Origin of the sequence: Enterobacter sp. Sphag1F, assembly GCF_014193275.1 — a bacterium.
In the GTDB taxonomy this organism is placed as follows: Bacteria; Pseudomonadota; Gammaproteobacteria; order Enterobacterales; family Enterobacteriaceae; genus Pantoea; species Pantoea symbiotica.
The window spans coordinates 16,939-40,126 of record NZ_JACHZD010000003.1; the positions used below are offsets into that span (position 1 = coordinate 16,939).

At 53.9% G+C, this 23,188-nt stretch carries 21 protein-coding genes; 4 read left to right on the forward strand and 17 right to left on the reverse strand.

Features of this window, described 5'->3' with window-relative positions; genetic code table 11:
- Positions 1-9: 9 nt before the first annotated feature.
- The 15 genes from rnhB to rpsB all read right to left on the reverse strand — a co-directional run bounded on the left by rnhB (position 10) and on the right by rpsB (position 15,119).
- Positions 10-636: a ribonuclease HII gene (gene rnhB, locus FHW71_RS10940; RefSeq protein ID WP_179452007.1), complete on the reverse strand. Its 627-nt coding sequence runs from the start codon at positions 634-636 to the stop codon at positions 10-12.
- Positions 629-1,777 carry a lipid-A-disaccharide synthase gene (gene lpxB / locus FHW71_RS10945; RefSeq protein WP_179452006.1) on the reverse strand — a complete coding sequence of 383 codons (1,149 nt, stop codon included), beginning with the start codon at positions 1,775-1,777 and terminating at the stop codon, positions 629-631. Before lpxB ends, rnhB begins: the two co-directional genes overlap by 8 nt.
- Before the next feature lie 3 nt (positions 1,778-1,780).
- The gene (lpxA, locus tag FHW71_RS10950; protein ID WP_008108476.1) at positions 1,781-2,569 is read right to left on the reverse strand and encodes an acyl-ACP--UDP-N-acetylglucosamine O-acyltransferase; all 789 of its coding nucleotides are present in this window, start codon (positions 2,567-2,569) and stop codon (positions 1,781-1,783) included.
- 3 nt (positions 2,570-2,572) lie between these two features.
- Positions 2,573-3,028, reverse strand: coding sequence for a 3-hydroxyacyl-ACP dehydratase FabZ (gene fabZ, locus FHW71_RS10955; protein WP_007893924.1), 456 nt, complete (start codon positions 3,026-3,028; stop codon positions 2,573-2,575).
- Positions 3,029-3,218: 190 nt separating this feature from the next.
- Positions 3,219-4,244, reverse strand: coding sequence for a UDP-3-O-(3-hydroxymyristoyl)glucosamine N-acyltransferase (gene lpxD / locus FHW71_RS10960; protein ID WP_008108477.1), 1,026 nt, complete (start codon positions 4,242-4,244; stop codon positions 3,219-3,221).
- A gap of 3 nt (positions 4,245-4,247) precedes the next feature.
- Positions 4,248-4,748: an OmpH family outer membrane protein gene (locus tag FHW71_RS10965; RefSeq protein WP_007893920.1), complete on the reverse strand. Its 501-nt coding sequence runs from the start codon at positions 4,746-4,748 to the stop codon at positions 4,248-4,250.
- Between the two features lie 95 nt (positions 4,749-4,843).
- The gene (gene bamA / locus FHW71_RS10970) at positions 4,844-7,255 is read right to left on the reverse strand and encodes an outer membrane protein assembly factor BamA (protein WP_008108479.1); all 2,412 of its coding nucleotides are present in this window, start codon (positions 7,253-7,255) and stop codon (positions 4,844-4,846) included.
- 51 nt (positions 7,256-7,306) lie between these two features.
- Entirely contained in the window at positions 7,307-8,656 is a 1,350-nt protein-coding gene (gene rseP / locus FHW71_RS10975) for a sigma E protease regulator RseP (protein ID WP_008108480.1), read from the reverse strand.
- A 12-nt stretch (positions 8,657-8,668) separates the two neighbouring features.
- Positions 8,669-9,526 carry a phosphatidate cytidylyltransferase gene (gene cdsA / locus FHW71_RS10980; RefSeq protein WP_008108481.1) on the reverse strand — a complete coding sequence of 286 codons (858 nt, stop codon included), beginning with the start codon at positions 9,524-9,526 and terminating at the stop codon, positions 8,669-8,671.
- A gap of 18 nt (positions 9,527-9,544) precedes the next feature.
- Complete coding sequence (gene ispU, locus FHW71_RS10985) at positions 9,545-10,297, reverse strand: (2E,6E)-farnesyl-diphosphate-specific ditrans,polycis-undecaprenyl-diphosphate synthase (protein WP_007893909.1); 753 nt, start codon at positions 10,295-10,297, stop codon at positions 9,545-9,547.
- 166 nt (positions 10,298-10,463) lie between these two features.
- Positions 10,464-11,666 (reverse strand): 1-deoxy-D-xylulose-5-phosphate reductoisomerase, encoded by a 1,203-nt coding sequence (ispC, locus tag FHW71_RS10990; protein WP_179452005.1) that lies wholly within the window; start codon positions 11,664-11,666, stop codon positions 10,464-10,466.
- A gap of 119 nt (positions 11,667-11,785) precedes the next feature.
- Positions 11,786-12,343, reverse strand: a complete 558-nt coding sequence (frr, locus tag FHW71_RS10995) for a ribosome recycling factor (protein ID WP_036649587.1) — start codon at positions 12,341-12,343, stop codon at positions 11,786-11,788.
- Between the two features lie 142 nt (positions 12,344-12,485).
- On the reverse strand, positions 12,486-13,211 hold the full coding sequence (gene pyrH / locus FHW71_RS11000) for a UMP kinase (RefSeq protein ID WP_007893903.1): 726 nt from the start codon (positions 13,209-13,211) through the stop codon (positions 12,486-12,488).
- 154 nt (positions 13,212-13,365) lie between these two features.
- On the reverse strand, positions 13,366-14,217 hold the full coding sequence (gene tsf / locus FHW71_RS11005; RefSeq protein WP_179452004.1) for a translation elongation factor Ts: 852 nt from the start codon (positions 14,215-14,217) through the stop codon (positions 13,366-13,368).
- Between the two features lie 182 nt (positions 14,218-14,399).
- Entirely contained in the window at positions 14,400-15,119 is a 720-nt protein-coding gene (rpsB, locus tag FHW71_RS11010; protein ID WP_007893898.1) for a 30S ribosomal protein S2, read from the reverse strand.
- A gap of 318 nt (positions 15,120-15,437) precedes the next feature.
- On the opposite strand from rpsB, the gene map reads away from it, so the two are divergent.
- The 4 genes from map to FHW71_RS11030 all read left to right on the forward strand — a co-directional run bounded on the left by map (position 15,438) and on the right by FHW71_RS11030 (position 20,588).
- Positions 15,438-16,232: a type I methionyl aminopeptidase gene (map, locus tag FHW71_RS11015; RefSeq protein ID WP_008108487.1), complete on the forward strand. Its 795-nt coding sequence runs from the start codon at positions 15,438-15,440 to the stop codon at positions 16,230-16,232.
- Positions 16,233-16,302: 70 nt separating this feature from the next.
- Positions 16,303-18,957: a bifunctional uridylyltransferase/uridylyl-removing protein GlnD gene (gene glnD / locus FHW71_RS11020; protein WP_061718442.1), complete on the forward strand. Its 2,655-nt coding sequence runs from the start codon at positions 16,303-16,305 to the stop codon at positions 18,955-18,957.
- Positions 18,958-19,080: 123 nt separating this feature from the next.
- Complete coding sequence (dapD, locus tag FHW71_RS11025) at positions 19,081-19,905, forward strand: 2,3,4,5-tetrahydropyridine-2,6-dicarboxylate N-succinyltransferase (RefSeq protein ID WP_008108489.1); 825 nt, start codon at positions 19,081-19,083, stop codon at positions 19,903-19,905.
- Positions 19,906-20,198: 293 nt separating this feature from the next.
- Entirely contained in the window at positions 20,199-20,588 is a 390-nt protein-coding gene (locus tag FHW71_RS11030) for a DUF3461 family protein (protein WP_008108490.1), read from the forward strand.
- Between the two features lie 41 nt (positions 20,589-20,629).
- Here the strand turns inward: FHW71_RS11030 and FHW71_RS11035 are convergent, their stop codons facing one another.
- Together FHW71_RS11035 and FHW71_RS11040 are read right to left on the reverse strand one after the other, a co-directional pair.
- Positions 20,630-21,859, reverse strand: coding sequence for an alginate lyase family protein (locus tag FHW71_RS11035; protein WP_179452003.1), 1,230 nt, complete (start codon positions 21,857-21,859; stop codon positions 20,630-20,632).
- The gene (locus tag FHW71_RS11040; protein ID WP_061718082.1) at positions 21,859-23,016 is read right to left on the reverse strand and encodes a CdaR family transcriptional regulator; all 1,158 of its coding nucleotides are present in this window, start codon (positions 23,014-23,016) and stop codon (positions 21,859-21,861) included. Before FHW71_RS11040 ends, FHW71_RS11035 begins: the two co-directional genes overlap by 1 nt.
- Positions 23,017-23,188: the final 172 nt, after the last annotated feature.

A 23,188-nucleotide genomic window follows, 5' to 3' on the forward strand; every position in this document is an offset into this window, starting at 1 on the left:
GTCAGGCTATTAAAGCGTAGTTGGCTGGCGGGCTGCCAGCACGTCAGCATCAATCAAGGCGTTACGCACCGGCGCAAAGCTGCGACGATGATGAGGTGTGGCGCCGTGCTGCGTCAGCTTTTCCATATGCAGCGCGGTTGGATAACCTTTGTGTTGCGCAAAGCCATATTGCGGGAACAGCAGATCCAGCTCGGCCATTTCACGATCGCGCGTGACTTTGGCGATGATCGAAGCAGCACTGATCTCTTTCACCAGGCTATCGCCCTTCACCACCGCCTGCGAGGGCATCGGCAGCGCGGGACAACGGTTACCATCGATCAGAACGAAGTCCGGCGCAATGTGCAAACCCGCGACCGCGCGCTGCATCGCCAGCATGGTGGCATGCAAAATATTGAGCTGATCGATCTCTTCTGGCTCGGCTCGGCCAAGACTCCAGGCCAGCGCCTTCTCTTTGATCTCGTCATACAGCGCCAGACGACGCTTATCGGAGAGCTTTTTCGAGTCGGCCAGTCCGACAATCGGGTTGGCGGGATCAAGGATCACCGCCGCCGTCACCACTGCGCCAACCAGCGGGCCGCGTCCGACTTCATCAACGCCAGCAATCAGCTGCGCGTTGGGATAGATAAATTCAGCCATTGATGATCTCCAGTACCGCATCCGCCGCCTGCTCATCGGCATTCCAGCGAATCTGTTGATGCAGCTCGGTGAAGGTTTTCAGCAGCGCTTCGCGCTCAGGGCCCGCGTGCAGTAGCGGCTCCAGCGCCGCAGCTAACGCTTCGGGCTGACATTCGTCCTGCAGCAACTCTTTCACCAGCTCGCGACCGGCTAACAGATTTGGCAGGGAAACATACGGCGTTTTTACCAAACGTTTTGCCAGCCAGAAGGTCGACGGCTTCATACGATAGCCAACCACCATCGGGCATTTCGCCAGCATGCACTCCAGCGCGGCGGTGCCAGATGCAAGAATAGCGGCATCGCTGGCCAGCATCGCCTGACGACCTTTGCCATCCAACAAATGCATCGGCAGTTCAGGCGCAACTTGCGCTTTGATCTGCTCAAACTGCTCGCGGCGTTTGGCGTTCACCAGCGGCACCACGATTTCCAGCGTTGGATAGCGCTGACGCAGCAACTGCGCGGCGCGCAGGAAATCGGCGCTGAGCATTTCCACTTCCGCACCACGACTGCCCGGCAACAAGCCAAGGCAAATCGCCTCTTCAGCAATACCTAACTCGCGGCGCGCCGCCAGCTTATCGGGCTGTAGCGGCATCGCATCAGCCATGGTGTGGCCGATAAAGCGGCACGGTACGTTAAAACGATCGTAGAACGCTTTTTCAAACGGCAGGAATGCCAGCACCAGATTAGTGTTGCGGCCGATTTTGAATACGCGCTTTTGACGCCACGCCCAAACGGAAGGGCTGACGTAATGAATTGTGCGAATGCCCGCGCGCTTGAGGCTCCCTTCCAACGTAATGTTGAAATCCGGCGCATCAATGCCGACAAACACATCCGGCTTGAGTTCGGTGAAGCGCTTCGTCAGGTCACGACGAATGTGCAGCAGACGCCGCAGGCGTCCCAGCACTTCGACGATGCCCATCACCGCCAGCTCTTCCATCTCATACCAGGCTTCGCAGCCTTCGGCCTGCATCAGCGGACCGGCCACGCCAACAAAGCGCGCATCAGGATGGCGCGCTTTTAACGCACGGATGAGACCTGCACCAAGAATATCGCCGGAGGTTTCTCCGGCGACCAGGGCAATCGTTAGGGGACGCGCTGACATGGATTAACGAATCAATCCACGCGTAGATCGGGCAAAGAAGTCATAGAAAGGCTGCACTTCGCTGTGTTGTTTCGCCAGCTCTTCAATCTCTGGTTTCACTTCATCAAGCGTTTTGCCGCTGCGGTACAGCAGTTTGTACGCGTTGCGAATGGCATGCAGCGCTTCTTTGCTAAAGCCGCGACGCTTCAGACCTTCGATGTTGATACCGTATGGCGTTGCGTGGTTGCCCTGCGCAATGACATAAGGCGGCACATCCTGCGCGACGCCTGAACAACCGCCAACCATCACGTGAGCACCAATGGTGCACCACTGATGTACCGCCGTCATGCCGCCGATAATTGCAAAATCATCAACGGTGACGTGACCGCCCAGCGTGGCATTGTTAGCAAAGATGCAGCGATTGCCGATCACGCAGTCATGCGCGATGTGAGCATTCACCATCAGCAGGTTATCGCTGCCGACTTTGGTCACATTGCCGCCCTGCGTGGTGCCACGATGAATGGTCACGCTCTCGCGGATGCGGTTACGATCGCCAATTTCAACGCGCGTCGGTTCGCCCGCATATTTCAGGTCCTGGTTCACTTCACCAATGGAAGCGAACTGGTAGATCTGATTGTCTTTGCCGATACGCGTATGGCCGTTCACCACCACGTGCGATTTGAGAACCGTTCCTTCACCAATTTCCACATTGGCACCGACAAAACAGAACGGACCGATGTGAACATTGGCGCCGATAACAGCACCCTCTTCAATGACAGAACTGGGATGGATATTGGCGGTTGAATCAATCACTTATTATGCCTCCCGGCTACGGGCACACATCATGGTCGCTTCACAGACAATTTTGCCGTCCACGGTCGCCACGCCTTTAAAGCGCGTCAGGCCACGACGGGTTTTCTCGAAGGTCACTTCCATGATCATCTGATCGCCCGGCACAACCGGACGTTTGAAACGGGCTTCATCGATACCAGCGAAGTAATAGAGTTCGCCTGGTTCCAGTTTTCCAACGCTTTTGAACGCCAGAATGCCGGTCGCTTGCGCCATCGCTTCCAGAATCAGAACGCCTGGGAAAATCGGCTTACCAGGGAAATGTCCCTGGAAAAACGGTTCGTTAACAGAAACGTTCTTCACCGCGCGCAGATATTTATGCTCTTCAAAATCCAGCACGCGATCAACCAGCAAGAAAGGATAGCGGTGTGGCAGCAGTTCTAAAATCTCTTCAATTTTCAGAGTATGCGTTTCAGTAGTCAAAATACTCTTCCTGTCCTAAAAAATCTGATGGCAACAATAACACGGCCTGCACCGATCAAAATGATCTTCCGCAGGCCGCAAATTAGTTCGGGACGTTTCGCTTTCTTACGATACCTGCTGCCATTCTCGGGTTAGCCAAGGTGGCAGAAAATACACTTCTTGTTATGAAAGCGAGTAGCGTGGGATGCGTTTAGTCGTCTTTGCCGACCTTACGTTCGATGGCTTTTAAGCGTTTGCTTATTTCATCGATGTTCATCACCAGCGCTGCTGTTTTACGCCAGGTTTTGTTGGGTTGCAGTGGAATTCCCGACGAATACACGCCTGGCTCTGTGATGGGGCGCATTACCATGCCCATGCCCGTTACGGTCACTTTGTCACAGATTTCCATATGGCCGTTAATGACGCTGGCGCCGCCAATCATACAGTAACGTCCAATCTTCAGACTACCCGCCATGATCACACCACCCGCAACTGCGGTGTTATCACCAATCACGACGTTGTGCGCAATCTGACACTGGTTATCTATGATAACACCATTGCCGATCAGAGTGTTATCCAGCGCGCCGCGATCGATGGTGGTACAGGCACCAATTTCTACCCGATCACCAATCACTACGGTACCCAGCTGCGGGATTTTCACCCAATTGCCGCGATCGTTAGCATAGCCGAAACCATCAGCACCAATGACGGTGCCGGACTGAATCAGACAATCCTGACCAATCTGGATTTCGTGATAAATCGTGACGTTAGCCCACAAACGTGAGCCGCGACCAATGCGCGTCTGCTTACCAACAAAACATCCTGCGCCAATAACGACGTCGTCACCCAGCTCTACGCCGGACTCGATCACCGCATTTGCGCCTACCGAAACATTCTTACCCAGCTTAGCCGTTGCATCGATCACCGCGCTGGGCGCGATATTCTGCGCGGGCTGCGGCGTGGTGTCCAGCAGTTGTGCCATGCGGGCATAAGTTAAGTAAGGATTTTTCACCACCAGGGCGGCCGTTTTACACCACTCCAGATCCGCTTCCGTCAGCACCACGGCTGAAGCCTGGATAGTAGCGAGCTGCTCGCGGTAGCGGCTGTTTGCAAGAAAAGTGATTTGGCCAGTTGTGGCGGATTGCATAGAAGCAATGCCGGAGATGACGATATCGCCATCTCCGTGCAATTCTGCATCCAACTGCTGGGCTAAATCAGCCAGTCGAATTGATGACATCAATTATTTAACCTGTTTTACAACGTCAGCAGTGATGTCTTTAGCATCAGAAGAAGAGTACAGCACGGCCTGAGAGTCCAGAACCAGATCGTAACCTTCGCTTTTCGCTACAGACTGAACAGCGGTCTGGATTTTAGCCAGCAGCTTGTTACGCTCCTGCATCTGACGAGTTTGGTTGTCTTTGTCAAAAGCCTGTGCTTTTTGTTCAAAGGCAGCACGCTCAGAAGAGATTTGCTTCTCTTTCTTGGTGCGGTCGCTCGCTTTCATGGTCGATGCATTACGCTGCAGATCCTGAATTTCTTGCTGGATCTTCTGCTGCTGAGACTGGAGGTCAGAGGCGCGGCTCTGGAATTCACCTTCAAGCTGTTTAGCAACAGCAGCACGCTGCGGAGACTGCTGGAAAACCTGGCTCAGGTTCACGACGGCAACTTTATCAGCCGCTTGGGCACCCGCAGAAGCAGCTAACGCAACACCCAGAGCAGCAGCACAGAACAACTTTTTCACTATAAACTCCTTACCTCAACGTGTGTGTTTGCAGCGTGCCGCATTATCAGGCAGCACGCGTGCAAGACGGTATTTTCACTTCCCTGCTCAGAGCCTTACCAGGTTTTACCAATGTTAAACTGGAATTGCTCTGACTTGTCTCCCTCGACTTTCTTCATCGGCTGGGCGTATGAGAATACCAGCGGTCCTAAAGGCGACATCCACTGCAGTGCCACACCGGCAGAGACGCGAATGTTATTAGGATCGCTGTAATCTGGCACACCCGCCGCGCGTGTTTCCGCGGTGTTCTGCCATTTGGTATCCCAAACGGTACCGGCATCCATAAACACCGAGGTACGCACGGAATTCGCATACTTCTCGCTCAGGAACGGCGTTGGCGTGATCAGCTCAAGGCTGGCAATCGCCATGGCGTTACCACCAACCGCATCATCCGACTTACAGACGCCGTTTGGATCTGAGAGATTACAGGTTGACGAGCCATCGTTCAGATACGCAGCTTTAGGACCAATGGTATTGGACTGGAAGCCACGAACTGTGCTCGAACCACCGCCGTAGAAGTTCTCATAGAACGGCATCTCTTTACCATTAAGTCCGTCACCATATCCAACACGGCCACGGCCTAATACTACCCACGTACCATCGCGGTTCAGCGGCACATATTGCTGGCTATCCAATGTCGCTTTGTAGAACGCGTTATCAGAGCCTGGAATCGTCACTTTACCGTTCAGGTTGGTACGGTTACCGCGCGTTGGGAAGAAGCCGCGGTCTAAGGTGTTATAGGTCCAACCGTAGTTGAAGGTGAAATCATCTGCAGAGAAATCACCATCATCATTCAAGCCCTGATGACGACCGACTGAATCCAGATAACGCCACATCGCCACCTGTGGACGCATGTTGGACAGGTCGTTATGCACGTAACCTAAACCAACACGCAGGGTGTTGTTTTCGTTGACCGGGAAGCCCAGCGTACCGTCGAGACCATAACTTTTGTTGGTATAGTCAGACAGATCCGCGTCATCGGCTTTAAAGTCGTTATAGAACAAACGACCGCCAAGGCTCACACCGTCGACTGTGAAGTACGGATCGGTCAGCGAGAACTCAGCATAGGTCTGGTAATCGTTTTTGGTACCGCTGATGCCAACGGTGTTACCGGTGCCGAGCCAGTTTTCCTGGGTCACACCCACCTGGAAGCTCACGCCACTTTCAGTACCGTAACCGACACCAAAGTTGAAGGTACCGGTGTTACGCTCTTTAACCTTGTAGACCACATCAACCTGGTCTGGTGCACCTGGAACGCGCTGCGTATCCACATCCACGGTTTCGAAGTAACCGGTACGATTCAGACGCTCTTTACCCTGATCGACGAGGTCGCTGCCCAACCAGGCACCTTCCATCTGACGCATTTCACGGCGCAGCACTGAATCTTTTGAGGTGTCGTTTCCTTCAAAGCGCACTTTACGCACGTAGTAACGGTTGCCCGCATCTACGTTGATATGCAGCTTGACGGTTTTGTCAGCATCATTAATTTCTGGCTGCGTCATTACGCGCGGATAGGCGTAACCGTAGCGACCCAGCAATTTCTTGATGTCATCTTCCATTTGGGTGACTTTGGTGCCGTTATACAGCTCACCCGCTGGAATTCTGGTCATCTTTTCGATTTCAGCAGAATGGCCCGCCATGCTGCCGTTCACGATCACGCCGGCAATCTTGTACTGATCACCTTCGTTGATGTTCACGGTGATGTAGATGCCTTTCTTATCTGGCGTCAGGCTCACCTGCGTTGAATCGATGTTGAAACGCGCATAACCGCGATCCAGATAGAAGCTGCGCAGGGTTTCGAGATCGCCCGCTAACTTCTGCTTCTGGTATTTGCGATCGCCCACCACGTTCCACCATGGCACTTCATCACGCAGTGAGAAGCGTGAGATCAGTTCGTCAGAGCTAAACGCTTTATTGCCGACGATGTTGATCTGCTGGATCTGTGCTGAAACGCCTTCCTGGAAGACGAATTTCAGATCGACACGGTTGCGCGGCAGCGGCGTAGCAATGGCTTTGACGCTGGCGGTATATTTACCGACGCTGTAGTAGAAGTCTTCCAGGCCCTTCTCGATTGAAGAGAGCGTGGTGCGGTCCAGCGCTTCGCCAACGCGCACGCCAGAAGCTTCGAGGTTCTGTTTCAGCTGATCTTCTTTCACCGCTTTGTTGCCGGAGAAAGTGATGTTGGCAATGGTCGGACGCTCTTTCACCTGAACAATCAGGGTTGTACCGTCACGCAGAACCTGCACATCTTCAAAGTTACCGGTGGCGAACAGTGAGCGAATGGTGTTTCTGACATCATCGTCATTCACCGTATCACCGACACGTACCGGCATGCTGAGCAGAGCCGCGCCGACGGCGACTCGCTGGAGACCTTCGAAATGAATGTCCTTCACTACGAAATCGTCTGCACCGTAAACGGTGGCGCTGCTAAACAGCAGCGACGCTATGAGCAACTTTTTCATCGCCATCGTTGTTATGCGTTTTCCTAACACATCCCGCGTCTGTATGCGTTCCAGCTATTACAGACGAGAGAAATCATTGAAAAGTGCAAGCCCCATTAACAGCACTAGCAAGATTGAGCCAATGCGATAACTAAAGTCCTGAACTCGCTCGGACACCGGTCCACCTTTGATCTTTTCGATCGCCAGAAAGAGCAGATGACCACCATCTAAAACCGGCAGAGGGAACAGGTTAATGATGCCCAGGTTGACGCTGATAAGCGCCAGGAACATCAGGTAATAAATCACCCCGTACTCTGCTGATAACCCGGCACCCTGCGCGATCGAAATCGGCCCGCTCAGGTTATTCAGCTTCACATCCCCGATTATCAACTTGCCCAGCATGGAGACTGTTAGCTTCATCAGCTGCCAGGTTTTTACACTGGCTTCGCCGATCGCCGCAAAAGGCCCATACTGCCTTACCGTTTTGTACTCATCAGGCAGCGGAATCACACGCGGTATTACACCCGCGAAGCCTTCCGCTTCCTTGCCCGGTTTCGCTTCCGGCGTTAACGTCAACGCCACAGGTTCGCCGTTGCGCTCGATATCTAGCGCCATGTTTTTGCCCGGATTATCCCGCACCTGTGCCGCAAAAGCCTGCCACTGAGACAATGGCTGACCATCGACTTTAACGATCCTATCGCCCGCTTGCAAACCAGCATTGCTTGCCGGTGAGTTTGCCTGAACTTCAGCTAAGGTCGTTTCAATCTGCGGCCCACGTGGACGAATACCTAAAGCGACCACCGGATCCTGTTTATCAGGCTCAAATTGCCAATCGCGCAAATTTAATTGCTTTTGCTGCGTGGCTTCTTCGCCAAATTGCGAGACGGTAAGCGTGGCATCGCTGTCGCCGATTTTACCGATCAGCGCCATACGCACAGCATCCCAATCAGGCGTTTCGATACCATCTACCGCTTTAAGTTCCATACCGGAGGTAATTTGCGCTTCGGCAGCGACGGAACCGTTCAGAATTTCACCAACTACGGGACGCACACCCGGCACGCCGTGAATAAACACGACCCAGTAAGCGAAGATGGCAAAGATGAAGTTGGCGATAGGACCGGCTGCGATGATCGAAGCACGCTGCAGCACGGTTTTATTGTTGAAGGCTTGATGACGCAGTTCGGCGGGAACGCTCTCAACGCGTTCGTCGAGCATTTTGACGTAGCCGCCGAGAGGAATCAGCGCGATGACATATTCGGTGCCCTGACGATCGCTGCGACGCCACAGCGCTTTACCAAAGCCAATTGAGAAACGTTCGACTTTGACACCGCAGCGGCGCGCCACCCAGAAATGGCCAAACTCGTGCACGGTAATCAGCACGCCAAGCGCCACGATAAAGGCGGCAAAACTCCAGAGTATACTCAACATCGTCGGCTATCCTCAGAGGGTGCGGAACACCAACAGCAGCAGGCAGGCAAACACCGGCACCGCAGCAGTTAGGCTATCAATACGATCGAGAATACCACCGTGCCCCGGAATCAAGTTACCGCTGTCTTTAATGCCCGCTTCACGCTTAAACATACTTTCAGTCAGGTCACCCAATACCGATGCCAGCGTGGCAATCACCGCACAGATGATCAGCGTGCCCGGCGCCACCGAAAGCGGTGCCAGCAGCGCAAACAGCCAGGCGATGATGGCAGATGACAACAGGCCACCAAAGAAACCTTCCCAGGTTTTACCCGGAGAAACTTTCGGTGCCAGCTTATGTTTGCCAAACAGACGACCAAACATGTAAGCACCGGAATCTGCGCCCCAGACGAGGAACATCACGAACAGCAGCCACCATGCGCCGGCGAAATGATCGGTATCGTAATGATACTGACGCAGCGCCATCATGCCCCAGAAGAAGGGAATCAAGGTGAGCACGCCAAACAACAGGCGCAGCGCACGTGAATGACGCCATAATGCAGCAGAAGCCGGATAGAACAGCACTAAGATGAGCGCGACAATCCACCATCCCAGCGATGCCCAAAGCGAGCCTTCCATCTGGAATTGGTGCAGATTGCGTTGATAGGGTTCAAGAGTGAAAAGCATCGCGGACAGCAACAGACCGCATAGCACGGCGAGCCAGATACGTTGCTGACGCGTTTTCATGCCGGCAAACTGCCCCCATTCCCAGGCGGCAAGCATGCAGATGATGATAGTGATAATCGCAAAACCGGACAGGGGTAACCAGAACAGTGCAGCGATCACCAGCGGAATCAAAATTAACGCGGTAATCAGACGAGACTTCAGCAAAGGTTACCCCCAAATTGCTTAGGCGCCGCCTGGTGCAGTACCGCCATAGCGTCGCTCCCGCGTAGAGAATGCATTCAGTGCACCTTCAAAAACGTTTTCATCAAAATCAGGCCAAAGAACATCGGTAAACCAAAACTCAGCATAGGCGATTTGCCACAGCAGGAAGTTGCTAATCCGATGCTCTCCCCCGGTCCTTATCACTAAATCCACTGGCGCCAGCTCCTGCATACACAGATACGGAGCCAGGCTTTCTTCGGTAATCTGATCAGGACGCAGTAAACCTTCCTGAACCTGTTCGGCCAATTTTCTGGCACCCTGGATAATATCCCAACGGCCGCCATAGTTGGCAGCAATGTTAAGGGTCAGTCCATTATTTTGCTGAGTCAGTTCCTCGGCGCGGCGAATGCGTTCCTGAATACGGTTATTGAAACGACTGATATCACCAATAATGCGCAGACGCACATTGTGCTTGTGCAGGCTTTTGACTTCGCTGTCGAGCGCCCAGACAAACAACTCCATTAATGCTGTCACTTCCTGAATCGGACGGCTCCAGTTTTCACTGCTGAACGCATAAAGCGTGAGCGCTTCCAGTTTATGGCTAACCGCAAAGCTGACAGCCCGGCGTACTGATTTTACCCCGGCTTTGTGGCCTGAAATACGCAGTTTGCCCTGATTTTTTGCCCAGCGACCATTACCATCCATAATGATGGCCACGTGACGTGGCGTGCAGTACGACTCGTCATCGATTGTGTTGTGATTGTTGGACGACATAACGCGTAATAATTCCTTTCATCAGAAATGCTGTGGTTTCTGAATACATTGCGCCTGCAGCAAACTCCGGCAAACACGCCAGATGACATCGAAACAATGTCGGGCTGTGAAACGCGAGCGAGCGACTATACCATTTTCACCCAGAGCGAACAAATAGCGGGAACTATCAACCTGCTAAACGAAAGCGCGGCAACAATTCATTGGCACGCACGCGCGCTAACCGATCGATCTCCATCACCTCGTCAATGCTGCCCGGCTCCTGACAACTCAGGGTCGCCAGCACTTCGCTGTTGATGGCGGCGATATCGGTAAAGCGAATCTGGTGCTGCAGAAAAGCTGCCACCGCCACTTCATTCGCTGCGTTCAGCGAGGTCGTCGCGGCCTGACCTGTGGCACAGGCATCAATCGCAAGCTTCAGGCAGGGATAGCGCTCGTAGTCCGGCTCGGCAAACGTCAACGACTTCATGCGAGTGAAGTCGAGCGGCGTTACGCCCGCAGAGATACGTGCTGGCCATGCCATGCTGTGCGCGATAGGCGTCCGCATATCCGGAGAGCCCAGTTGCGCCAGCACGCTGCCGTCGCAATAACGCACCATCGAATGGATAACCGACTGCGGATGCAGGATCACCTCCACCTGCGCGTCAGTCGCATTAAACAGCCAGCGGGCTTCAATGTATTCAAGACCTTTATTCATCATGGTGGCCGAATCAACGGAGATTTTACGCCCCATTGACCAGTTCGGATGCGCACAAGCTTGATCCGGCGACATACCGGCTAAATCGGCTAATGGCGTGTCACGAAAAGGACCACCCGATCCCGTAAGGAGAATCGACTCGATGCCGTTTCCCCGCAGATCAGCGTACCCCAACTGATGCTGTATGGAAGCGGGTAAACTCTGAAAAATGGCGTTGTGCTCACTATCGACGGGTAACAATTGCACCTGATGTTGGCGTACCGCCTCCATAAACAGACGGCCGCATGTGACAAGCGATTCTTTGTTGGCCAGCAGCACGGTTTTGCCGGCACGAATTGCGGCCATGGTAGGCTGTAAACCTGAGGCGCCAACAATCGCCGCCATCACCTGATCCACGTCATCCAGCGCGGCCAGTTCGCAGGCTGCCTGAACGCCGGAGAGCACTTCGGTATTAACGTTGAGTGCTTTCAGTCGCTCACGCAGTGCTTGTGCAGATTTCTCGTCGGACATCGCAGCATAGCGCGGTTGGAATTGCAGGCATTGCTCAGCCATCAACGCCACATTCTGGCCAGCCACCAGCGCGGTCACCTGATAAAGTTCAGGATTTGCGGCAATCACCGCCAGCGTGCTGGTACCAATGGAGCCGGTCGAACCCAGCAGAGTTAATCGCTTCATCATGCTATCCCTGTGAAGTCGTGGAGGGTGCCCGCAACGGCGCCGGACACAATGTAAAACGCCGCCAGAGTCGAACACGTCTCGTCTCTGAACGGCGTTTTGAAAAGCAGTTGATGGAATTAGAAGTCCATCAGTTCCTTTTCTTTATCGGCCAATGCCGCATCAACACTCTTGATGTGCGCATCGGTCATTTTCTGGATCTCATCCTGCGTACGACGTTCGTCGTCTTCGCTGATCTCTTTGTCTTTCAGCAGCGCTTTGATCTTGTCGTTCGCGTCACGACGGACGTTACGTACAGAGACACGGCCCTGCTCAGCTTCGCCACGTACGATCTTGATCAGATCTTTACGACGCTCTTCGGTCAGCGCTGGCAGCGGCACACGAATATCGCTACCGGCTGAGCTTGGGTTCAGACCCAAATCAGACGTCATAATCGCTTTCTCAACAGCAGCGCTCAGCGAGCGATCAAATACGTTGATTTTCAACGTACGTGAATCCTCTACCGTCACGCTAGCCAGCTGACGCAGCGGCGTAGGTGTACCGTAATAAGGAACCACAATGCCGTCGAGCAGTGAAGGTGAAGCACGGCCGGTGCGGATTTTGCTGATGTTGTTTTTAAATGCATCCACACATTTTTCCATGCGCGTGTCTGCATCTTTTTTAATGTCGTTAATCACGTTGAAACCCTTGAATTCGGTTGACCTGGCCATTTCCGGGCTAACCGGAAGCGGTATCGATAAACATCGATCATCCTAATTGCTGCGCGATGCCAGAGCATCGCGGCAAAAGAATATACCTTATTTTAACGTGCGTCGGGTATTAATGCGTAATCAGGGTGCCTTCTTTTTCACCCATCACGACGCGACGCAACGCGCCAGGCTTGTTCATGTTGAAGACGCGGATAGGCAGTTTGTGATCACGCGCCAGCGTAAAGGCGGCGAGATCCATCACTTTTAGCTCTTTATCCAACACTTCTGCATAGCTCAGTTGGTCATAAAGCGTGGCATCCGGGTTTTTCACCGGATCTTCAGAGTAGACGCCGTCTACTTTGGTGGCTTTCAGTACCACGTCGGCTTCGATTTCGATGCCGCGCAGACAAGCTGCAGAGTCAGTGGTAAAGAACGGGTTGCCAGTACCGGCCGCAAAGATCACGACGCGGTTATTGCGCAGCAGGCTTATCGCTTCTGCCCAGCTGTAGTTATCACACACGCCGTTCAGCGGAATCGCTGACATCAAGCGCGCATTGACATACGCACGGTGCAGCGCATCACGCATTGCCAGGCCATTCATTACTGTTGCCAGCATGCCCATATGGTCGCCGACCACACGGTTCATGCCCGCCTGGGCCAGACCTGCGCCGCGGAACAGGTTACCGCCACCAATAACCACACCCACCTGAATGCCCAATTCAACCAGCTCTTTAACCTCTTGCGCCATGCGGTCAAGCACGCTCGCGTCGATGCCAAAACCTTCGGCACCTTGCAGTGCTTCGCCACTCAGTTTTAGCAGGATACGTTGATATACAGGTTTTGCGTTGGTCGCCATGGTCAGTTCTTCCTGGAAGATATGATGAAAAGGAGAAGTAAAATCTGGTCGATCATCCGCAAAGCCCGCGAGAAAAGCTATTGGGATGAGACTGAAAGTGCTGCACTAAATCGCAGACAAAAAAGAACCGCCTTGTGGCGGTTCTTTCGGACCATTAAGACTGTTTGGACATTGCAGCAACTTCTGCTGCGAAGTCAGCTTCAACTTTCTCAATGCCTTCACCCACTTCGAAGCGGATGAAGTTGATGACGTCAGCGTTTTTCTCTTTCAACGCCTGGCCAACGGTTTTGCTTGGATCGATAACGAAAGCCTGGCCGGTCAGAGAAACTTCGCCGGTGAATTTCTTCATGCGGCCTTCAACCATTTTCTCTGCGATTTCTTTTGGCTTGCCAGACTGCATGGCGATGTCCAGCTGAACCTGGTACTCTTTCTCAACCACGTCTGCAGACACGTCTTCTGGCTTAACGAACTCTGGCTTGCTTGCAGCGATGTGCATAGCAACTTGCTTGCTCAGTTCTTCGTCAGCACCGGTGGTAGAAACAACCACACCGATACGTGCGCCATGCTGATAGCTGTTCAGCTCAGCGCCTTCCAGGATAGCAACACGACGGATGTTGATGTTCTCACCGATTTTCGTAACCAGCGCTACGCGTTCTTCTTCGAACTGCGCTTTCAGAACTTCCACATCGGTAACTTTGCCAGCGACAGCTGCATCCAGAACCTTGTCAGCAAACGTCTGGAAACCGCCATCTTTAGCAACGAAGTCGGTCTGGCAGTTTACTTCCAGGATCGCCGCGAAGCCGTCAGCGATTTTGGTTTTGATCACGCCATCAGCAGCAACGTTGCCTGCTTTCTTAGCGGCTTTGATTGCGCCAGATTTGCGCATGTTCTCAATCGCCAGCTCGATGTCGCCGTTCGCTTCGGTCAGCGCTTTTTTGCAGTCCATCATGCCTGCGCCAGTACGCTCACGCAGTTCTTTTACCAATGCAGCGGTAATATCAGCCATTCCAGAATCCTCGATTCGTCTCTGTGTGCTCACACACTGTCAGAAACTTGTTGCGGAAAATTTACTCTGCCCCGCTCGCTCTGCAGTGAGCGTGACAGACTTAGATAAAATAAAGGGGCCTGAACGGCCCCCTTAACAGATAACATCTGATGTCTAAGGGCTCTCAGAAAGAGCGAACCTTATTAAGCTTCAGCAGCTTCTTCAGCCTGCTCAGCCAGATCCTGTGAACGGCCTTCGCGCACGGTAGTGGCAACGGCAGTCAGGTACAGGCTTACAGCACGGATCGCATCGTCGTTACCTGGGATAACGAAGTCAACGCCGTCTGGATCAGAGTTGGTATCAACGATAGCAAATACTGGGATACCCAGGTTGTTTGCTTCTTTGATAGCGATGTGCTCGTGATCAGCGTCAACAACGAACAGTGCATCCGGCAGACCGCCCATATCTTTGATACCGCCCAGGCTGTTTTCCAGCTTGGCCAGTTCGCGAGTGCGCATCAGCGCTTCTTTCTTGGTCAGTTTGTCGAAAGTACCGTCCTGAGACTGAGACTCAAGATCTTTCAGGCGTTTGATTGACTGACGAACGGTTTTCCAGTTAGTCAGCATGCCACCCAACCAGCGGTGGTTTACGAAGAACTGGTCGCAGCTCAGAGCTGACTCTTTAACCGCTTCGGCAGCAGCGCGCTTAGTACCAACGATCAGAATCTTACCTTTACGGGAAGAGATCTTTTTCAACTCAGCCAGAGCGTCGTTGAACATTGGCACAGTCTGCTCGAGGTTGATGATGTGAACCTTGTTACGTGCGCCGAAGATGAATGGCTTCATTTTCGGGTTCCAGTAACGGGTCTGGTGACCAAAGTGAACACCAGCCTTGAGCATGTCGCGCATTGAAACAGTTGCCATGATTACCTCTAAAGTTTGATTTGGGGTTGGGCCTCCATGTATCCCATACGACCGACCTCTTTCAAGGCACCCCGGCGTATGTGTCGATACATGTGTGTTTTAGTACACATAATGAGTTTTATGCGTTTCCTGCCAGCCAAACGTCGGTGACAGAGAATCGTCGGCGCGCTTTATACCACAATGCGCAGGAATACGCCAATAGTAGTTGAGCGCCGCAGGCGCAGACAATCGCCATTTGGCAGCCCTTTTGCTGGCTGCTAACATGACTGCCACAGAACTCATTATTGTCGAAAATTTCGACGATTGCGGATTAATTTAATGGCTATTTCAATTAAAACCCCTGAAGAAATCGAAAAAATGCGCGTTGCGGGCCGTCTTGCGGCTGAAGTGCTGGAGATGATTGCACCGCACGTGGTGCCTGGCGTCACCACCGGTGAACTGGATCGTCTCTGCCACGAACACATCACGCAGAAGCAGCAGGCGATTTCCGCCTGCCTCGGCTATCACGGCTTCCCGAAGTCGGTGTGTATTTCGGTGAATGAAGTGGTATGTCACGGTATTCCGAGCGACGATCGTGTGCTGAAAGATGGCGACGTGGTTAACGTCGATGTCACGGTGATCAAAGATGAGTATCACGGCGATACCTCAAAAATGTTCATCGTCGGTAAAGCGACCATTCAGGGCGAGCGCCTGTGTCGCGTGACCCAGGAAAGTCTTTATATCGCGCTGCGTCTGGTGAAGCCGGGGATTCGTCTGCGTGAGTTGGGCCGTGCGATTCAGCAGTATGTCGAAGCCCAGGATTTTTCAGTGGTGCGCGAGTATTGCGGTCATGGCATCGGTAAAGGCTTCCACGAAGAGCCGCAGGTCCTGCATTACGACGCGGATGACAGCGGCGTAGTGTTGCAAGCGGGCATGACCTTCACCATCGAACCGATGGTGAATGCCGGTGATTACCGCATCCGCACCATGAAGGATGGCTGGACCGTGAAAACCAAAGATCGCAGCTTGTCCGCACAGTATGAGCATACTATTGTGGTGACAGAAAACGGCTGTGAGATTCTGACGCTGCGTGAAGACGACACCATTCCAGCGGTGCTCGAAAACGTCGCGTAATCATCTCGCTGACAGTACCAGGCCGGCTTATAGCTGGCCTTTTTTATGTGCGTAATGAAGAGGCATGTTGATGAGTGGTAGCGTGACCGAAGCAGTACACAAAGGCTTGACCGATTCCCCCGCCAGCTGGCCCGATGACGCCCTAACGCGCGACAAGCTCAAACAGTATCTTGAGCAATTCCAGCAGCATCTTGGCATCGCATTTGATGCGGGCACCGATATCGAATCGCTGATCGATGCGCGCACGCTGTTTATCGACCGCTTATTGCGTCGCCTGTGGCGCTTCTTTGGTTTCGACCAGATGAAAGAGATCGCGCTGGTTGCCGTTGGCGGCTATGGTCGCGGCGAACTGCATCCGCTTTCCGATATTGATGTACTGATCCTCAGCCGCCAGCCGCTGGATGACGCGGCCGCGCAGCGCACCAGCGAGCTGCTAACGCTGATGTGGGATTTGAAGCTGGAAGTCGGTCACAGCGTACGTACGTTGGAAGAGTGCCTGCTGGAAGGCTTATCCGATCTCACGGTCGCCACCAATCTTATCGAATCGCGCATGCTCACTGGCGATGTAGCGCTGTTTCTCGAACTGCAAAAGAACATCTTCAGCGATGGCTTCTGGCCGTCGTCGCGCTTCTTCGCCGCCAAAATTGAAGAGCAGCAGGAGCGCCACCAACGCTATCACGGCACCAGCTACAACCTTGAGCCGGATATCAAAAGCAGCCCCGGCGGCCTGCGCGATATTCACACGCTGCAATGGGTGGCGCGCCGTCACTTTGGCGCCACCACCATGGATGAAATGGTCGGATTCGGCTTTATCACCGAAGCGGAACGCAATGAAATCAACGAGTGTCAGGAATTTTTGTGGCGCATTCGTTTTGCGCTGCACTTAACGCTGCCGCGTTATGACAACCGCCTGCTGTTCGATCGCCAGCTGACCGTCGCTCAACGCCTCAACTATCTGGGCGAGGTCAACGAGCCGGTTGAGCGCATGATGAAGGACTTCTACCGCGTTACGCGCCGCATCGGCGAACTCAATCAGATGCTGCTGCAGCTATTCGATGAAGCGATTCTGGCGCTGTCGACCACTGAAAAGCCGCGCAACATTGATGATGACTTCCAGATTCGCGGTGACCTGATCGACCTGCGCGATCTCACGCTGTTTGAACGTGAGCCGCAAGCTATCCTGCGTATGTTCTACGTGATGGTGCGTAACGAAAATATCAAAGGTATTTACTCCACCACGCTGCGGCAGTTGCGCTATGCGCGCCGCCATCTGAAACAGCCGCTGTGCCAGATTCCTGAAGCGCGTGAAACCTTTATGGCGATTCTGCGTCATCCGGGCGCGGTAAAGCGCGCGCTGGTGCCGATGCATCGTCACAGCGTGTTGTGGGCGTATACGCCGCTGTGGGGCAACATCGTCGGCCAGATGCAGTTCGATCTGTTCCACGCTTACACGGTGGATGAGCACACCATTCGCGTGCTGCAAAAGCTGGAAAGTTTTGCCGACGAGGCCACGCGCCCGATGCATCCGCTGTGCGTTGAACTCTGGCCGCGTCTGCCGCAACCGGAACTGCTGCTGATGGCCGCGCTACTGCACGATATCGCCAAAGGCCGCAACGGCGATCACTCGATTCTCGGCGCGCAGGATGCGCTCGACTTTGCCGAATTACACGGCCTCAACTCCCGTGAAACGCAGCTGGTTGCCTGGCTGGTTCGCCATCATTTATTGATGTCAGTCACCGCGCAGCGCCGCGACATTCAGGATCCGACTGTAATTCAGCAGTTCGCCGAAGTGATGCAGAACGAAAACCGCCTGCGCTATTTAGCGTGCCTGACGGTTTCCGATATCTGCGCCACCAATGAAAGCTTGTGGAACAGCTGGAAGCAGAGCCTGTTGCGTGAGCTGTTCTTCGCCACCGAAAAACAGCTGCGCCGCGGCATGGAAAATAGCCCGGATCTGCGCGAACGCGTACGTCATCATCGCTTGCAAGCACTGGCGCTGCTGCGCATGGAAAACCTCGACGAAGAGCGTTTGCACCATATCTGGAGCCGCTGCCGCGCCGACTATTTCCTGCGCCACACGCCGAATCAGCTCGCCTGGCATGCGCGTCATTTGATTCATCACGATCTCAACAAACCGCTGGTGCTGGTCAGCCCGCAGGCCACGCGCGGCGGTACCGAAATCTTTATCTGGAGCCCGGATCGTCCGCACCTGTTTGCAGCGGTCGCCGGCGAGTTGGATCGCCGCAATCTTAGCGTGCATGATGCGCAGATCTTTACCAGCCGCGATGGCATGGCAATGGACACCTTTATTGTGCTGGAGCCGGATGGCAGCCCGCTGGCCGCCGATCGCCATCCGCTGATCATTCAGGCGCTGGAACAAGCCATCACGCAGAACGAATGGGTGCCGCCGCGTACGCGCCGTCAGTCCGCGCGCCTCAAGCATTTCAGTGTCGATACCGAAGTCAATTTCCTGCCAACGCACACCGACCGCCGCAGCTATCTGGAATTGGTCGCGCTCGATCAGCCCGGCTTGCTGGCGCGCGTGGGTGAAGTGTTCGCTGATTTGGGGGTTTCGCTGCATGGCGCACGCATCAGTACGATTGGTGAACGGGTTGAGGATCTTTTCATCCTGGCCGATAGTGAGCGGCGTGCACTTGGGGTGGAAATGCGCAATGTGTTGCAACAGAGGTTGACAGAGGCCCTTAATCCAAACGATAAACTGTGATCTACCCGTCATCATTCAAACCGCAGGGGCGTTGGCTTTCCTGCAGCTTGAATGATTTAGGGTAGACATATTAATCATGTCCGAATTTACGGACATCCGTCATGACAGAATCAGGAAATAAATATGCAACAGTTACAGAGCGTTATCGAATCTGCCTTTGAGCGTCGCGCCGACATCACGCCATCTAGCGTAGACAGCGCGACCCGCGATGCTATCACCCAGGTTATTGGCCTGCTGGATAGCGGTGAACTGCGCGTGTCTGAAAAGATCAACGGTGAGTGGGTAACGCATCAGTGGCTGAAGAAAGCAGTGCTGTTGTCGTTCCGCATCAACGACAACCAGGTCATGGAAGGTTCTGAAACTCGCTTCTACGACAAAGTGCCAATGAAGTTTGCTGGCTGGGATGAAGCGCGTTTCAAAAACGCCGGTTTCCGCGTAGTGCCACCGGCTGCTGTGCGTCAGGGCGCATTCATCGCGCGTAACACCGTGCTGATGCCTTCTTACGTCAACATCGGCGCTTACGTTGATGAAGGCACCATGGTTGATACCTGGGCGACCGTGGGTTCTTGCGCGCAGATCGGTAAAAACGTTCACCTGTCTGGCGGCGTGGGCATCGGTGGCGTGCTGGAGCCGCTGCAGGCGAATCCAACCATCATCGAAGATAACTGCTTCATCGGCGCACGTTCAGAAATCGTTGAAGGCGTCATTGTTGAAGAAGGTTCAGTGATCTCAATGGGCGTTTACATCGGCCAGAGCACCAAAATCTTTGACCGCGAAACCGGCGAAGTGCATTACGGTCGCGTACCGGCGGGTTCCGTGGTGGTTTCAGGCAACCTGCCGTCAAAAGACGGTAGCTACAGCCTGTACTGCGCGGTGATCGTGAAGAAAGTTGACGCTAAAACCCTCAGCAAAACAGGCATTAACGAACTGCTGCGCAGCATCGACTAAGTTTTTCCTGCCTGTAAATCTTCCCGACGGGCCTGGCTACAGGCCCGTAATTATTTGTTTACACTCCCGCCTGAATTACCTATTTCGCGCCGCGAATTAACACGTGCGTTTATTTTTCAAACAGTTCATAATCCGCGCCAAGTTAACTCCGGTCGCGCACTGTTCATCCCGGTTTTTGTGTCTACAGTTGATTAAGTATGCCGTAAGCGTTCCGGTTGCCGCGTTTCTGCTGCATCCCGAATGATGATGATAGTCCTGCGCGCTCACCCACTCTTAGATGGAATATAAACGCTATGTACGACAACCTGAAAAGCTTAGGTATCAGCTCTCCTGAAGACATCGACCGTTACAGCCTGCGTCAGGAAGCTAACAACGACATTCTTAAAATCTACTTCCGCAAAGACAAAGGCGAATTCTTCGCGAAAAGCGTGAAATTCAAATATCCACGTCAGCGCAAAACCGTTGTCGCCGATCACACCAGCCAGGGTTACAAAGAAGTGCAGGAAATCAGCCCGAACCTGCGTTACGTGATCGATGAGCTGGACCAGATTTGCCAGCGCGACCAGGTTGAAGTGGATCTGAAGCGTAAAATTCTGGCGGATCTGCGCCATCTGGAAAGCGTGGTCTCTAACAAGATCGCTGAGATCGAATCAGACCTCGACCAGCTGACCCGCAATAAATAATTGTTCGCTTATGCTAACAGGCCAGCTAATGCTGGCCTTTTTTATGGCTGCTGATAAGGCAGTGAAAGCAGCCAGGTATCGCGCTGTGCCTGCATCACCGCCCCGCTGCTTTGATCTTTCCATTGCGTCTGCCTGATCCACTGCTGATAACGCGGCTGCTGCAAACTGTTATCAGCCATTGAAAGCAGCGGAATGATGCGCTGGCTCACCCGATCGCGGTTCTTCCACGGCCAGACTTTACTGGCATCGCTGTACGGCGCCATCATGTCCAGCGCAGCCAGCAACGTGCCGCTTTGCTGTTGGCTGCTATGCCATAAATCACCCAATCCCGCTTTACCGGCCAACTGCGCCAATGCAGTAAGCGCCTGCAGATTGAAGTAGCTGTAATGGAAGGATCGCGTGCGCGCTAACTCGGCGGGCTGGCTGCCATCGGCACGGATTTGCAGCGCAATTTTAATGCGCGCCAATTCCACCATCGCTTTAACCGTCTCACGATCGCCGAGATACCAGGCAATTCCCGCCACCTGCGTGCAATACCAACTGCCATGATTATTCGCCGCCGCCGCTTCTTGTAGCGCTAAAGGATTGTGCCGCAGCCAGTGCAGATACTCGCTAAACCAAAAATGCATCGCCTGCTGATCGGCTGGCTGCCAACCAGGCGCATTACGCAGTAAAGTCAGCGCATCCACCACGCGCGTAGCAAAGTAGCGTCCATCCAGCACGCCATCATGGCGGCCTGCGGATCGGCCCGGAATACCCTGCGCAAAGTTTAGATTCGGATGCATGCGGCTGGCGGGATCGATAAACCAGTGGCGCATCATCGCTAGCGCTTTATCGGCATAACGTTGATCGCCAGAGAAATACCAGGCCAGCGTCAGTGCCTGAAAATCAGCGGTAAAGCGCGCCAGCCGCACACCATCACTTTGTTCATTCTTACTGGCGGGATTCACTTCACCGTCGCGACGCTGCCACGGCAAGCCGTCGGCGCTGCTGTCGTCCGGCCACCAATAGGCGCTCAGGCTTAAATAATCCTGCTTCGAGCCGCTCGGCGGCAGCATACCTTTATCGGTGACGCTGGGATTGGGGTGTTTCAGCGCGTTATCCGCCTGCTGCTTTAACTGATGCCAGGCATCGATTGTGGGCGGCGCAGCTTGATGATGTGCCAGCTGCTGCTTAACCCGCTGAAGATCGTTTAAAGAGAGAAAGGCCGGATCATTAGCCACACTTAGCGCGCTATACAGCCACAGCAGCGCAATCCACAGGTTTCTCATTAACTTTGCTCATCCAGTTGTAGCGCCACATACAGCAACAAACGATCGTCGAAGTTGCCCAGATCGAGACCGGTAAGCTCGGAAATACGATTGAGGCGATATTCCAGCGTGTTGCGGTGAATAAACAGCGCGCGCGCCGTAGCGCTGGGTTGCACATTATGGCTAAACCACGCCACCAATGTACGCCGCAGCAAACCATTGTTATCCATGCTTTTCAGCTTCGCCAGCGGGCGCGCCAGTTCGTTGGCCTGCCAGCCGCCGCGTAAACTGTCGAGCAGCACCGGCAGCACCAGATCCTGATAAAAATAGCTGCGCTGTTCCGGCATGCGCTGTTTGCCCACCATCATGGTGGTGCGCGCGGTACGGTACGAACGCGCGATGCTGCCGGGACCGGTAAAGTAGTTGCCGAGCGCGATACGCATCCGCACCTGTCCGCTCTCTTTCATGCGTTGCAGCAGTTGATCCACGCGACGACGATGATCGTCCTGATCGTAGCGGCCATGCGCATTCAGTGCCGGTTTCAGCACCACCATTTCGGTGAGTGAAACAATCGCAATCAGGTTGTCACGCTCCGGCGTGGTCAGCAGCGTTTGCAGCTGCTGTAGCTCGGACATGGCGCTATCGACGCCAAGCTGGCCGCTGTCCACTTCCACCACCGCCACCACGCGCGGCTGATTAAGATCGATGCCGAGCCGCTGCGCCCATTCGCTCAGCGCTGGCGATAAGGTTTCGCTGCGCACCAGATTCAGCACCAGCTCTTCACGCAAACGGCTGTCCTGCGCCAACATATGCAGTAAACGCGCCTGCTCCAGCATCATTTCAGCGGTCATACACACTAACTCGCCGTAGTGACGCAGCGTTGCGGGTTGGCCGGTCAAACCGATTACGCCGACGATGTCGCCATCAATACGCAGCGGTAAATTGATGCCGGGACGCACGCCGTGCAGATGTTTTGCCACCGCTTCGTCGATGTCCACCACGCGGCCTTGTGACAGCACCAGCAGCGCGCCTTCGTGCAATTCGCCAATACGTTCACGATCGCCACTGCCGATGATGCGGCCACGCGCATCCATCACGTTGACATTGCTATCAATAATTTGCATGGTGCGGGCAACAATATCCTGAGCCAGTCGCGCATCGAGATGATAGGTGGCCATCAAACACTCCGGAGATAAGGACGAACAGACAGAATACGCATCCGTTAAGGCGCTGACATTGTGCAACTGCACATAGCCGTGAGAAGAATGCATTATTTGTGGCAAGCTTCACATTCTACACATCAACTAACCTGACTTTTTTAAAATGAAAAAAACCGGCCATAAGCCGGTT

Excerpts from the sequence above, each read along its gene's own strand:
- bamA (WP_008108479.1), bottom strand. The coding sequence starts at position 7,255 with ATGGCGATGAAAAAGTTGCTCATAGCGTCGCTGCTGTTTAGCAGCGCC.
- FHW71_RS11030 (WP_008108490.1), top strand. The coding sequence starts at position 20,199 with ATGTACGACAACCTGAAAAGCTTAGGTATCAGCTCTCCTGAAGACATC.
- lpxD (WP_008108477.1), bottom strand. The coding sequence starts at position 4,244 with ATGTCATCAATTCGACTGGCTGATTTAGCCCAGCAGTTGGATGCAGAA.
- ispC (WP_179452005.1), bottom strand. The coding sequence starts at position 11,666 with ATGAAGCGATTAACTCTGCTGGGTTCGACCGGCTCCATTGGTACCAGC.
- map (WP_008108487.1), top strand. The coding sequence starts at position 15,438 with ATGGCTATTTCAATTAAAACCCCTGAAGAAATCGAAAAAATGCGCGTT.
- FHW71_RS11035 (WP_179452003.1), bottom strand. The coding sequence starts at position 21,859 with ATGAGAAACCTGTGGATTGCGCTGCTGTGGCTGTATAGCGCGCTAAGT.
- dapD (WP_008108489.1), top strand. The coding sequence starts at position 19,081 with ATGCAACAGTTACAGAGCGTTATCGAATCTGCCTTTGAGCGTCGCGCC.
- glnD (WP_061718442.1), top strand. The coding sequence starts at position 16,303 with ATGAGTGGTAGCGTGACCGAAGCAGTACACAAAGGCTTGACCGATTCC.
- rseP (WP_008108480.1), bottom strand. The coding sequence starts at position 8,656 with ATGTTGAGTATACTCTGGAGTTTTGCCGCCTTTATCGTGGCGCTTGGC.
- ispU (WP_007893909.1), bottom strand. The coding sequence starts at position 10,297 with ATGTCGTCCAACAATCACAACACAATCGATGACGAGTCGTACTGCACG.
- rpsB (WP_007893898.1), bottom strand. The coding sequence starts at position 15,119 with ATGGCAACTGTTTCAATGCGCGACATGCTCAAGGCTGGTGTTCACTTT.
- tsf (WP_179452004.1), bottom strand. The coding sequence starts at position 14,217 with ATGGCTGATATTACCGCTGCATTGGTAAAAGAACTGCGTGAGCGTACT.
- FHW71_RS11040 (WP_061718082.1), bottom strand. The coding sequence starts at position 23,016 with ATGGCCACCTATCATCTCGATGCGCGACTGGCTCAGGATATTGTTGCC.
- rnhB (WP_179452007.1), bottom strand. The coding sequence starts at position 636 with ATGGCTGAATTTATCTATCCCAACGCGCAGCTGATTGCTGGCGTTGAT.
- pyrH (WP_007893903.1), bottom strand. The coding sequence starts at position 13,211 with ATGGCGACCAACGCAAAACCTGTATATCAACGTATCCTGCTAAAACTG.
- lpxB (WP_179452006.1), bottom strand. The coding sequence starts at position 1,777 with ATGTCAGCGCGTCCCCTAACGATTGCCCTGGTCGCCGGAGAAACCTCC.